The sequence below is a fragment of the Micromonospora costi genome, from assembly GCF_003626655.1.
GTDB lineage: Bacteria > Actinomycetota > Actinomycetes > Mycobacteriales > Micromonosporaceae > Micromonospora > Micromonospora costi.
In genome coordinates, this window is the sequence record NZ_RBAN01000003.1 from 777,412 (window position 1) to 789,924 (window position 12,513).

Annotated in this window: 11 protein-coding genes; 7 read left to right on the forward strand and 4 right to left on the reverse strand. The window is 72.1% G+C overall.

The genetic code is table 11. The features are described from left to right. Positions 1-626: 626 nt before the first annotated feature. From D7193_RS20240 to mshA, 3 genes are all read right to left on the reverse strand, one after another. A complete protein-coding gene (locus D7193_RS20240) occupies positions 627-1,700 on the reverse strand; it encodes a hypothetical protein (protein ID WP_241563261.1) in 1,074 nt (357 codons plus the stop codon). A gap of 193 nt (positions 1,701-1,893) precedes the next feature. After that, positions 1,894-2,406 (reverse strand): type III secretion system chaperone family protein, encoded by a 513-nt coding sequence (locus D7193_RS20245; protein ID WP_120781392.1) that lies wholly within the window; start codon positions 2,404-2,406, stop codon positions 1,894-1,896. Between the two features lie 68 nt (positions 2,407-2,474). Then, positions 2,475-3,839: a D-inositol-3-phosphate glycosyltransferase gene (gene mshA, locus D7193_RS20250; RefSeq protein WP_120781055.1), complete on the reverse strand. Its 1,365-nt coding sequence runs from the start codon at positions 3,837-3,839 to the stop codon at positions 2,475-2,477. A 190-nt stretch (positions 3,840-4,029) separates the two neighbouring features. Here mshA and D7193_RS20255 point away from each other — a divergent pair, with 190 nt between their 5' ends. Next, complete coding sequence (locus D7193_RS20255; RefSeq protein ID WP_120781393.1) at positions 4,030-4,797, forward strand: SDR family oxidoreductase; 768 nt, start codon at positions 4,030-4,032, stop codon at positions 4,795-4,797. Between the two features lie 71 nt (positions 4,798-4,868). Continuing rightward, on the forward strand, positions 4,869-5,669 hold the full coding sequence (locus D7193_RS20260; protein ID WP_120781056.1) for a class I SAM-dependent methyltransferase: 801 nt from the start codon (positions 4,869-4,871) through the stop codon (positions 5,667-5,669). A gap of 88 nt (positions 5,670-5,757) precedes the next feature. On the opposite strand, the gene D7193_RS20265 is transcribed toward D7193_RS20260, so the two are convergent. Beyond that, on the reverse strand, positions 5,758-6,849 hold the full coding sequence (locus D7193_RS20265; RefSeq protein WP_120781057.1) for a UDP-N-acetylmuramate dehydrogenase: 1,092 nt from the start codon (positions 6,847-6,849) through the stop codon (positions 5,758-5,760). 70 nt (positions 6,850-6,919) lie between these two features. Here D7193_RS20265 and D7193_RS20270 point away from each other — a divergent pair, with 70 nt between their 5' ends. The 5 genes from D7193_RS20270 (at position 6,920) to D7193_RS20290 (ending at position 12,508) form a co-directional block, all read left to right on the forward strand. Next, complete coding sequence (locus tag D7193_RS20270) at positions 6,920-7,681, forward strand: maleylpyruvate isomerase family mycothiol-dependent enzyme (protein ID WP_120781058.1); 762 nt, start codon at positions 6,920-6,922, stop codon at positions 7,679-7,681. A gap of 211 nt (positions 7,682-7,892) precedes the next feature. Then, positions 7,893-9,197 (forward strand): ABC transporter substrate-binding protein, encoded by a 1,305-nt coding sequence (locus D7193_RS20275; protein ID WP_120781059.1) that lies wholly within the window; start codon positions 7,893-7,895, stop codon positions 9,195-9,197. A 100-nt stretch (positions 9,198-9,297) separates the two neighbouring features. Further along, positions 9,298-10,299 carry a carbohydrate ABC transporter permease gene (locus D7193_RS20280; RefSeq protein WP_120781060.1) on the forward strand — a complete coding sequence of 334 codons (1,002 nt, stop codon included), beginning with the start codon at positions 9,298-9,300 and terminating at the stop codon, positions 10,297-10,299. Then, on the forward strand, positions 10,296-11,129 hold the full coding sequence (locus D7193_RS20285) for a carbohydrate ABC transporter permease (RefSeq protein WP_120781061.1): 834 nt from the start codon (positions 10,296-10,298) through the stop codon (positions 11,127-11,129). Before D7193_RS20280 ends, D7193_RS20285 begins: the two co-directional genes overlap by 4 nt. Continuing rightward, positions 11,126-12,508 (forward strand): GH1 family beta-glucosidase, encoded by a 1,383-nt coding sequence (locus D7193_RS20290; protein ID WP_120781062.1) that lies wholly within the window; start codon positions 11,126-11,128, stop codon positions 12,506-12,508. Before D7193_RS20285 ends, D7193_RS20290 begins: the two co-directional genes overlap by 4 nt. The last annotated feature ends 5 nt before the right edge of the window (positions 12,509-12,513 follow it).

Here is a 12,513-nt window from a genome sequence, read left to right on the forward strand (position 1 = left end):
GATATGGGGCGGCGATGGGGCAGGGCCAGGGTGATCGACTCCATGTCGCCGATCTGGCGGGGTCGCCATCGCTCGGACCGAGCCATATCGGCGATCTGCTGTGGATCACCCAAGCCGGTCCACGGCGCGTAGTACGGCGACGATTCTCGCTGAATCGCCGATATGTCCCTATGCCGCCCAGCTGACCTCGGATGCGCCCGACGCGCATCGTGGTGTGCCCCAAATCTGGGGCAGCTCGGCAGGGACCGAACGACGCTACCCACAACGCAAAGTGCCCACCATGCCGGATGGCAGTGGTGGGCACCGCGAAAGGTGGGGCCGGCGGCGGCGGGCAACACTCACCCCCGTAAGCGTCGCCCGCTCGCGCCGCCGGTCCAAACAGGTGGGCACCGTCCCCCAACGGTTGATCCACCCGTCCCTCGCGCCTCGCTTGGTGCACGGATCTGATCGATCCGCCGCTCCCCCGAACGTTTCCAAGCGTGGCGCGGCGCAATAAAGCTAATTCGCCCGGATTACGGTTTCAACCTGCTTCGACTGTCTCGCCGGTCACAGCCGACGGAGGATCCCTGCTCCGGGCCTCGGTTGGTGACAACAGCGCATACCCGCCGGGCATTCCCGCAAACGGATCAGGCGTCCTCCCGATCGGGTGATTCCGTACGGAAGAAGTTGCTCTGCCGCCCGTCCCGCATCTGTTCCTGGTAGATCAGGTTCAGCCGGCGCAGGTCGAACGTGTGGAACCACTCGTCCCAGGTGATCTCGCGGATCCGGCTGCTTTCCCGGTATCCGGGAATGTTGAACGTGAGCACACCGGCGCGGCCTTCCCGCTCGGTGCCCGCGATCGTGGCCGGCTTGGCCCCGCGCTCCTGGGCCCAGCGCTGGATCACCTCGTGGTTGCTCGTCACGAGGCTCCGCCCAGGACGCTCCGGACGGTCCGCGAGCGACGAGATGACCTGCGACGAGCGCGCCGACCTGGCGGTGCCGCTCCCGGTACGAATGCCGGTCGGCGCCGTCGCGGCCATGCCGCCGCCCGTCGGCGTCGCGGCCGTACGGCCACCCGTGGTCTTCCGCGCCGGCGCGGCCTTCCTGCCAGGCGCCGTCTTCTTCGCGGCCGCCGTCGTCCGCGCGGGGGCGGTCTTCCTGGCGGCCGTCGTGCGCTTCGCCGCCGTCGTCTTCTTGGCCGCCGTCCGCTTCGCCGCCGTCTTCTTGGCGGGCGCCTTCTTCGCGGCCGTCGTCTTCTTGGCGGCCGCCGTCGTCCGCTTGGCGGTCGTCCTCTTGGCGGGCGCCGTCTTCCTGGCGGCGACCGTCTTCTTCGCGGCCGCCGCCTTCTTCGCAGGCGCCGTCTTCTTGGCGGCCGTCGTCTTCTTGGCAGCCGCCGTCTTCTTGGCAGCCGCCGTCTTCTTGGCGGCGGCCTTCTTCGCGGCGGCCTTCTTCGCCGGCGCGGTCTTGTTCGCCGGTGCCGCCTTGGCCCGGCTCGGCGCGGCCCTACCGGCCCGCGCAGCGGCCGTCTTCTTCGTGGCAGCGGCCCGGCCCGCCGACCGCGTGCCAGTCGCCCGGCCCGCCGGACCGGTGGCCTTACGCGCGGCGCCGCCGCCTGAGCGCAACGTCCGCACCAGTTCCTTCACGAGTTCCGGCTTGCGCAGCGCGGAGATTCCCGAGACGCCGCGCTTGCGGAGTTGGCCGCGGATGTCGTCCACCCGCATCCGCGAGATCTCCGACTCGGAGATCATCGGCGTGTTCGGGGTCCGGTTACCCGTTCGCTGCCTGGTCCTGGTCGCAGTCCCGCCGCGACCTGAGCTGTTCCGCTGAGCCATGAGACGCTCACGCTCCTCGACAGTCCGTCCTCGGCGCGCGGAGGGTCCCAAACCTGCCGCACCGCGCGGTGCGGCATACCCCTCAGGACGGCTCCGAACCTCCCGACGGCTCGAAGAGGTGGGCGAACGCGGCAAGGTTCGCGGTGGATTCGCCGCGCTTGACCCGCCACTCCCATTCCCGGCGGATCGAACTGCCGAAGCCGATCTCCAGCATCGTGTCGAAGGACTCGTCGGCGTACGTCAGCACCGCGCCCAGCAACCGGTCCAGTTCCTCCGCGTCGACGCCGGCCGGGTTGACGCGGCCCGTGAGGTAGACGTCGCCGACAGCGTCGATCGAGAACGAGACGCCGTACATGCGGGCGTTGCGCTGCAGGAGCCACGCCCACAACTCCTCGCGCCGCTCGTCCGGCTGCCGCATCACGAACGCCTCGATCCGCAGCGCGTGCTCGCCGACGATGAGGTTGCAGATCGTCTTGAGCTTGTGGGTGCCGGGCAGGGTCACGGCGTACGAGTGCGGACCGGTCGCTTCCCAGGCCAGTTCGCGCTCGTCGCAGACCGACTCGATGAGGGCCGCAAGATCGCTCTTCCCGCTCACCGGACCCACTCTACGGCCGGGACCGGTGACCCACCCGGTGACGCCCGCCCGGCACCGGCCGGGCCCGCCTACCAGGAACAGGAGAAGGCGGCGTCGCCGGCGAGCTGGGCGGCGAGGCGGTCACGGTGCGCGGCCATCGCTTCGCCGTACACGGCCAGCAGGTTGCTGACCGTGCGGTCCCAGGAGAAGCCGTGCGCGTGCCGCTCGGCGCCGCGGGACAGGGTCTTCCGCCGCAGCCGGTCCGGCAGCAGCCGCGCGAGCGTACGCGCCCACTCCACCGGATCGTGCCCGTCGATCAGCACCCCGCTCACCTGGTCGCGCACGGCGGTGACGAGCCCGCCCACGGCGGCGGCCAGCACCGGCGTACCGCAGGCCTGGGCCTCCAGGGCGACCAGGCCGAACGACTCGTTGTGCGAGGGCACCGCGACGAGGTCGGCGGCCCGGTAGAGGTCCGGCAGGTCGTCGCCGGTCTGGGGCGGCAGGAAGCGCACCCGGTCGGCGACGCCGAGCGAGGCGGCCAGCTCCATGAGAGCCGTGGGCCGGTCCAGCCCGCTGCCGCTCGGGCCCCCGCAGATCACCACGGTCAGCTGCTCGGCCAGCGCGGGGGCGTGTGCGCGCAGCGCGGCGGCGGCGCGCACCAGCACGTCGGGAGCCTTCAACGGCTGGATCCGGCCGACGAAGGCCACCACGTAACCCCGGGTGGGCAGGCCCAGCCGGCGGCGGGCGGCGGCGGCAGCCAGCTCCCGGTCCCCGGGTGCCGGCCGGAACCGGCCCAGGTCGACGCCCGGCTGGACGACGGCGACGCGCTCGGGCCCGGCCGCGTACCGCTCGATCAGGTCGCGGGCCTCGGCCCGGGTGTTGGCCACCAGCCGGTCGGCCTCGGCCACCACCTGCTCCTCGCCGATCACCCGCGCCTTCGGCTCCGGCCGGTCCCCGGCCGCGAGCTGCGCGTTCTTGACCTTCGCGAGGGTGTGCGCGGTGTGCACGAGCGGTACGCCCCAGCGCTCCTTGGCGAGCCAGCCGACCTGGCCGGAGAGCCAGTAGTGGGAGTGGATGAGGTCGTAGTGACCCGGCGGGCGGGCGGCCTCGGCGCGGAGCACCCCGGCCGTGAAGGCGCAGAGCTGCCCCGGCAGTTCCTCCTTGGTGAGCCCTTCGAGCGGCCCGGCGGTGATGTGCCGGACCTGCACGCCCGGCGCCATCTCGACCACCGGGGGCAGGTCGCCCGAGGTGGCCCGGGTGAAGATCTCCACCTCGACGTTCGCCTCGGCCAGTCGCCGGGCGACCTCCAGGATGTAGACGTTCATGCCGCCGGCGTCGCCCGTGCCGGGCTGGTGCAACGGTGAAGTGTGCACCGAGAGGGTGGCGATCCGCCGGGGCCGCGGCCACGGACGTGCTCCTCGCTGACGACCGACGCCGGTGTGCAGTTCCGCCACGTCCGCTCCCCTGGTCACGGTTGATGCCGTCTCGCACGACCGGCGTCTTGGTCAACCTGTACGCCGGATGTCATCTTCCCGATCGGCGCTCGGTAATGCGCGGTGGCGGCGGTCGGGCGTGACGGACCTCATGGTGAGCGGCGACACGCCCGGCCGGAGCGGCCGTCCGGCCGGGCGTCACAATGACCGGATGACCTCTGTCGCGATCGTCACCGGAGCGTCGAGCGGGATCGGCGCGGCCACCGCCCGCCGGCTCGCCTCCGAGGGCTTCCACGTGCTCGCCGCGGCCCGGCGCGCCGACCGGCTTGGCGCGCTCGTCGCCGAGATCGAGGCCGCCGGTGGCCGCGCCACGGCGGTGGAGTGCGACGTGACGTCGGACGAGTCGGTCGCCGCTCTGGCGGAGGCGGCCGCCGCGGCTCCGGGGCCGGTCACGGTGCTGGTCAACAACGCCGGTGGCGCGCGCGGCCTGGAACCGGTGGAGTCCGGCTCGGTCGGCGACTGGCAGTGGATGTACGACGTCAACGTGCTCGGCACGCTCCGGGTCACCCAGGCGGTGCTGCCCGCTCTGGAGGCGTCCGGCGCCGGGACCATCGTGATCGTCTCGTCGACGGCCGGGTTCACCGTGTACGAGGGCGGTGGCGGCTACACCGCGGCCAAGCACGCGCAGACCGCGATCGCCGGCACCCTGCGGCTGGAGCTGTCCGGCCGTCCGATCCGGGTGATCGAGATCGACCCGGGGATGGTGAAGACCGAGGAGTTCAGCCTGGTCCGGTTCGACGGTGACGCCGAGCGGGCGGAGGCCGTGTACGCCGGGGTGCCCGAGCCGCTGGTGGCCGAGGACGTGGCCGACTGCATCGCCTGGTGCGCCACCCGTCCGCACCACGTGAACGTGGACCGGCTGGTGGTCCGCCCGCTGGCCCAGGCGGCCCAGCACAAGGTGCACCGGGTCGCGCAGTGAAGCGCGGGGGGTGAGCCGGGCGTGCGGGTGCCGCGGTCGCTCGCGGTGTCGAGGCCGGTCCGGCGGTCACGGTGACCACGGGAGCGGGGCGACGCCGGCCGTACGGCGTGATCACCCGGGGCACCACGAACCCGAACCGACTGCGCCGGGTGGACAACTGGATCGTGGCCGCCTGCGGTGACCTGCTCCGCGCCGCACCCGACCCGCTCGTGGTGGACCTCGGCTACGGCGCGACCCCGGTCACCGCCGTGGAGCTGCGCGCGCGGCTGGCGGCCGGCGTACGACCCGACGTACGCCTGGTGGGGCTGGAGATCGACCCGGCCCGCGTGGCCGCCGCGGCGCCGGCCGCCGACCCGCCGTGGCTGACCTTCGCCCGCGGCGGGTTCGAGCTGGCCGGGCTGCGCCCGGTGCTGGTGCGCGCGCTCAACGTGCTGCGCCAGTACGACGAGAGCGAGGTGGCCGAGGCGTGGCGGACGACGACGGCCGCGCTGGCCCCGGGCGGTGTGCTGGTCGAGGGGACGTGTGACGAGCTGGGCCGGCTGGGCGGCTGGCTGTTGATCGACGCCGACGGGCCGCGCTCGCTGACGCTGGCGGCCCGGCTCGCGACCCTGGAGAGCCCGGCCGAGCTGGCCGAAAGGCTGCCCAAGGCGTTGATCCACCGCAACGTGCCGGGTGAGCGGGTGCACGATCTGATCCGGGCGCTCGACGACGCCTGGCGCGACGCCGCCGGGTACGCGGTCTTCGGCCCCCGGCAGCGCTGGGTGCACGCCGTCCGGTCGCTGAAGGAGGCCGGGTGGCCCCTGCTGGACCGCCCGACCCGCTGGCGCCTGGGCGAGCTGACGGTGCCCTGGCCCACGGTAGCCCCACGGTAGCCCCCCGCGATCTTGCACTTTCGGCCCCTCGTTCGAGGCTTATGTCCCCTATGCCGGGGCACAAACTGCAAGATCGCGGGGAGTGGGGTTAGATCTCGCAGTTCACCAGCACTGGCTCCGGGTGGAGCGTTACGCCGAAGCGGGTGTGGACGCCGTCGCGGATCTCCCGGGCGAGGGCCACGAGGTCGGCGGTGGACGCCCGGCCGCTGCGGTTGGTGAGCGCGAGCGTGTGCTTGCTGGAGATGGCGACGCCACCCGGGCCCGGGTGCCCCTTGCCGAAGCCGGCCTTGTCGATGAGCCAGGCGGCGCTCACCTTCACGAGGTCGCCGGGGCAGGGCCAGGACGGCGGCTCGCCCAGGTCGGCGGCGCGCTCGCGCACCAGTTCGTACGCGGCCCGGTCCAGCACCGGGTTGGTGAAGAACGAGCCGACCGAGCGGGTGTCCGGGTCCTCGGCGTCGAGCACCATGCCCTTGCCGGCCCGCAGCCGCAGCACCGTCGCCCGGGCGTCGGCCAGCGGCACCCGGTCGCCCACCTCCACGCCCAGCCCCCGGGCCAGCTCCGCGTATCGGACCGGACCGGAGAGCGGCGAGCGGGCGAGCCGGAAGTCGACGGAGAGCACCACCCAGCGGTCGCTGTACTTGAAGATGCTGCTCCGGTAGGCGAAGCCGCAGTCGGCGGCCGCGACCCGGACGGTGGCCCCCTCGGCCCGGTCGTACACCTCGACCCCGGTGATGGTCTCGGCGACCTCCTGGCCGTACGCGCCGACGTTCTGGATGGGGGTGGCCCCTGTGGAGCCAGGGACGCCGGAGAGGCACTCCAGGCCGGACCAGCCGTTGGCCACCGTGTCGGCCACCAGGTCGTCCCACGGCTCGCCGGCCTCGACCCGTACGGTCACCGTGTCGGCGTCCTCGGCGACGACGTGCAGCCCCCGGGAACGCACCAGCACGACGGTGCCGGGAACGCCGTCGTCCCCGATCACCACGTTGCTGCCGCCCGCGAGGACCAGCACGGGCTCTTCCCGCATGCCCGCCTCGCGCACCGCTCGTACGATTTCCTCGGCGCTGGCGCCCGACACGATCCGGCCGGCGGGACCGCCCATGCGCAAGGTGGTGTAACTGGCCAGGGCGCTCACGTCGGTCGCGTCGGCTCCGGTTGTCGGCTGGGCGTAGACGTCTGACACACCCTTCACCCTAGGCTGAGGGGTAGCCGCGGCACCCACTGGTGGCCGGGTCACCCCCGGGAGGATGGCGATGAGCAGAGTGCATGGCACGAAGGACTTCTGGATCGGTGCGCTCCGGGTCGAGGGCCCGGCCTTCGCCGCCGCGGTGGCCGAGGCGCCGCCCGAGACACCGGTGCTCTCGTGCCCCGGCTGGACCGTCGCCGACCTCACCCTGCACCTGGGGGGCTTCTACCACTGGGTGGCCTCGTTCGCCGGCTCCGGGCAGGTCATCGCGCCCCGCCAGCGTGCCGACCTGGGCGAGCCGGACGCGGGCGTCACCCCGTTGCAGTACTGGCAGCAGGGGTACGACCGGCTGATGGCCCTCTTCGACGGGCTCGACCCGGAAGCCACGGCGTGGAACTGGGCGCCGCAGCCGAAGAAGGCCGCCTTCTGGCCCCGCCGGGCGGCGCACGAGACGGCGGTGCACCGCTGGGACGCCCAGCTCGCCATCGCGGCGGGCGAGCCGATCGAGGCGAAGCTCGCGGCCGACGGGGTGAGCGAGGTGCTGGACACCTGGCTTCCCGCGGGCCGGCGCCGCACTCCGGGCCAGTGGCACGGTGTGGTGCAGCTCGCGGCCGTCGACGCGGCGCAGCAGTGGTACCTGCGGCTGCGGGGCGAGGGGGTGGCCCTGCTGGACACGGACACCCTCCTGGACCACGACGACCACCACGCCCGGGTGCACGTGAGCGGCACGGCCAGCGACCTGCTGCTCGCGCTGTGGGGTCGGGTCAGCTTCGACACGCTCGACGTGTCCGGCGACCCGGCGCTGCTGGACGGCCTGCGGGTCAGCTGACCCGACCCTCACGAAGAGTGGCCACTCCCGGTGGGAGGGCCACTCTTCGGCGTTGGTGAGGCCTCCGCACGAGGCGGACGGACACGGCGGACGGACGGCAGAGAGAGCGCTCTCTTGACATGTAGCGTGACGCACACCACCCTGTCGTGAGAGCGCTCTCTCAGATCCGTACCGACCACCACCCGCCCGACCTGAGAGGGGTCAGAGACAGATGGGTGTCATTCCGCGCCGCCGCCTCGCCGCGGTGGCCCTGGCCGCCGCCACCGCCCTGGTCGTCACCGCCGGCTGCGGTGGCGGCGACTCCGCCGAGGACGGTCCGATCACGCTCACCGTGGACGTGTTCGGCCAGTTCGGCTACGAGCAGCTGTACCAGGAGTACATGGCCGCCCATCCCGACGTGAAGATCGTCGAGCGGGGGACCGGCGGCAACCTCGACGAGTACTCGCCCAAGCTGACCCAGTGGCTCGCCGCCGGGAAGGGCGCCGGCGACATCGTCGCCATCGAGGAGGGGCTGCTCGTCGAGTACAAGGCCAACCCCGGCAACTTCGTGAACCTGCTCGACCACGGCGCCGCCGACCTCAAGGGCAACTTCCTCGACTGGAAGTGGAACGCCGGGCTCACCGCCGACGGGAAGCAGCTCATCGGCCTCGGCACGGACGTCGGCGGGATGGCCATGTGCTACCGCAAGGACCTGTTCGCCAAGGCCGGCCTCCCCACCGAGCGGGACGCCGTCTCGAAGCTGTGGCCCACCTGGCCGGACTACATCCGCGTCGGGGAGCAGTTCGCGGCGAAGCAGACCGGGGCCTCCTTCGTGGACGCCGCCACCAACACCTTCAACACCATCCTGCTCCAGACCGCGGGCAACACCCAGGGCTACAGCTACTACGACACCAGTGACAACCTCGTGGTGGACAGCAACCCCGCGGTGCGGCAGGCGTGGGACACCACCATGGACATCGTCGACTCGGGCCTCGCCGGGAAGTACCTCGCCTGGTCCGAGGAGTGGGTCTCCGCGTTCAAGCAGGCGAAGTTCGCCACGATCGCATGCCCGGCCTGGATGACCGGGGTGATCGAGGGCAACGCCGGGCCGTCCGCGAAGGGCAAGTGGGACATCGCCCGGGTGCCCGGCAACGGCGGCAACTGGGGCGGGTCGTACCTCGCGGTGCCGAAGCAGAGCAAGCACCAGGCCCGGGCGATCGAGCTGGCCAAGTTCCTGACCAGCGCCAAGGGGCAGATCGGCGCGTTCAAGGCCAAGGGCCCCCTGCCCTCCTCGCCCCAGGCGCTCGACGACCCGGCCATCGCCGACGCCACGAACGCGTACTTCTCCGACGCGCCCGTGGGGCAGATCTTCGCCGCCGGCGCGAAGAACCTGAAGCCGGTCTACATGGGCCCGAAGAACCAGGCCGTCCGTACGGAGGTGGAGAACGCGGTACGCACCGTCGAGCTGGGCCAGCGCAGCCCCGCGCAGGGCTGGACCGACGCGGTGGCCAACGCGAAGAAGGCCGCCGCCAAGTAGCCCGAGCCAGCGTGCGGGCGGGCCCCGGAGGCCGCGCCGGCGATCCGCCGGCCCGGTGTGACACGGGTCCCGCCCGCACCGCGGAAAGGAACCCCTGGGCATGACCGTCCAGCTCGACGCCCGCCCGCCGGTCACACCGGCGCCGCACCGCCGCCGGTCGCCGAGTGTCCGGCTCAGCCGGCTCGACACCCGGTTCTCCCCGTACCTCTACATCGCCCCGTTCTTCCTGATCTTCGGGGTCTTCGGCGCGTACCCGCTGGTCTACACGTTCTGGGTCTCGCTGCACGACTGGGACCTGCTCGGCAGCGACCACGCGTTCGTCGGTGCGGAGAACTACACCCGGCTCCTCGCCGACCCCGACTTCTGGCACGCGGTGGTCAACACCCTCGGCATCTTCGTCATCTCCACCGTCCCGCAGCTGCTCGCCGCGCTCTGGCTGGCGAACCTGCTCAACCGCCGGCTGCGGTTCCGCACCGGCTGGCGGATGGCCGTGCTCATTCCCAACGTCACCTCCACCGCGGCCGTGGCGATCGTGTTCGGGGTGCTCTTCAGCCGCGAGTTCGGCATGGTCAACTGGCTGCTCGACGTGGTCGGGCTGGATCCGGTGGAGTGGAAGTCGAACCGGTTCGCCTCCTGGGTGGCCATCTCGGCCATGGTGGACTGGCGGTGGACCGGCTACAACGCGCTGATCTTCCTGGCCGCCATGCAGGCCATCCCCCGCGACCTGTACGAGTCCGCGGCGATCGACGGCGCGAACCGGGCCCGGCAGTTCTGGTCGATCACCGTGCCGCTGCTCAGACCCACGATCATCTTCTGCGTCATCATCTCCACCATCGGCGGGCTCCAGCTCTTCACCGAGCCCCGGCTCTTCCACTCCGGCACCAACCCCATCCGCGGCGGGCCGCTGCGCGAGTCGCAGACGGTGACCATGTACATGTTCGAGAACGCCTTCGCGCCGCATTACAACTTCGGGTACGGCTCGGCCGTCGCCTGGCTGCTCTTCGCGCTGATCGCCGTGGTCGCGGCCGTCAACGTGGCGATCATCCGGCGGCTCGGCGGGCGTACGCCGGGCGGCCGGGCGGCGATGGGAGAGCTTCCATGAGCCGGCTCTGGCGGGCCAGCCCGCTCACCTACCTGGCCCTGGTCCTCGCCACCGTGACGTCGATCTTCCCGATCTACTGGATGTTCGTGGTGGCCAGCCGCTCCAGCGACGCCATGGGACAGCTGCCACCGCCGGTCACCCCCGGGGGCAACCTGGGCGCCAACATCGCCCGGCTGTTCGGCAACACCGACGCGTACTTCCTGACCGGTCTCATCAACTCGACGATCGTGGCGGGCACGGTCACCGTCTCGGTGGTCCTCTTCTCCAGCCTGGCCGGGTTCGCCTTCGCGAAGCTGCGCTTCCGCGGCCGGAACGCGCTGCTGCTGGTGATCATCGCGACCATGATGGTGCCGACCCAGCTCGGCGTCATCCCGCTGTACCTGCTCATGACGAAGCTGAACTGGAACGACCGGCTGCCCGCGGTGATCGTCCCGGCGCTGGTCACCGGGTTCGGCGTGTTCATGATGCGGCAGTACGCCGGCCAGGCGGTCAGCGACGAGCTGATCGAGGCGGCCCGGGTGGACGGCTGCGGCACCGCACGGATCTGGTGGAACGTGGTGGTGCCGGCGTTGCGCCCGGCCGCCGCGGTGCTCGGGCTGCTCACGTTCATGACGACCTGGAACGACTTCCTCTGGCCGTACGCTGTGCTGAACGACCCGGAGAACCCGACCGTGCAGCTCTCGCTACGGGCGCTCTCGGACGGGTACTACCAGGACATGTCGCAGGTGTTCACCGGCACGGCCCTCGCGACGCTGCCCCTGCTGCTGGTCTTCGTCCTGTTCGGCCGCCAGATCATCGGCGGGATCATGGAAGGTGCGGTCAAGGCGTGAGCAGTCTCCGATTTCCCGAGAACTTCCTCTGGGGCGCCGCCACCGCCGCGTACCAGATCGAGGGCGCGGCGCGCGACGACGGGCGCGGCCCCTCCATCTGGGACACCTTCAGCCGCACCCCCGGTCGCGTGCACCAGGGGCACACCGGGGACGTCGCCTGCGACCACTACCACCGGTACGCCGAGGACGTGGCGCTCATGGCCGAGCTGGGGCTGCGCGCGTACCGTTTCTCGATCGCCTGGCCGCGGATCCAGCCGGACGGCACCGGCCCGGTCAACCCGCGCGGCCTCGACTTCTACGACCGGCTGGTGGACGCCCTGCTGGCCCGGGGCATCGACCCGATCGTCACGCTGTACCACTGGGACCTCCCGCAGAGCCTGGGAGACCGCGGCGGCTGGACCAACCGGGAGACCGCCGAGCACTTCGCGACGTACGCCGCCGCCACGTACGGCCGGCTCGGCGACCGTGTCGACGTCTGGACCACGCTCAACGAGCCGTGGTGCTCCGCGTACCTGGGCTACGGCAGCGGCGTCCACGCGCCAGGCGAGCAGGACCCGGCGGCGGCCTTCACCGCCGTGCACCACCTGCTGCTCGGGCACGGCCTGGCGGCGCGGGCGCTGCGCGCGGCCGGCGCGCGGACCATCGGCATCACCCTCAACCCCGCCGACGTACGCCCGGCGGACGGGTCCAGCGCCGCCGACGCGGCGGCCGTACGCCTGGTCGACGGCCTGCACAACCGCATCTTCCTGGACCCGTTGCTCGCCGGCGGCTACGCCGAGGACGTGCGGGAGCACGTGGGCCGGATCGTCGAGCCGACGTTCGTGCGGGACGGGGACGAGAAGCTGATCGCCGCGCCCATCGACCTGCTCGGGATCAACTACTACCAGCCGACGTACGTGGCCGGCCGGCCGGACGGCGCCGGCGGCGGGGGCGCGTACCCGGGCACCGACGGCGCGGTGGAGTTCCTTCCGCCGGTCGGCCCGCTGACCGACATGGGGTGGATGGTCGAACCGGCCGGGCTGACCCGGCTGCTGGAGCGGATCGCCACCGACTATCCGGGGGTACCGCTGCTCATCACCGAGAACGGCGCCGCGTACCCCGACAAGCCCGGTGCCGACTTCCCCGGCGGTCCGTCGCAGGTCCTCGACACCGACCGGATCGCCTACCTGGAGGGGCACCTGCGCGCGGCGCACGAGGCGATCTCCCGGGGCGTGGACCTCCGTGGCTATCTCGTATGGTCGTTGCTGGACAACTTCGAGTGGGCGGAGGGCTACCGCAGGCGGTTCGGGATCGTGCACGTCGACTACCTGACCCAGCGCCGCACACCGAAGTCCAGCGCCCGGTGGTACCAGGAGGTGATCTCCCGGAACGGGCTGTGACACGA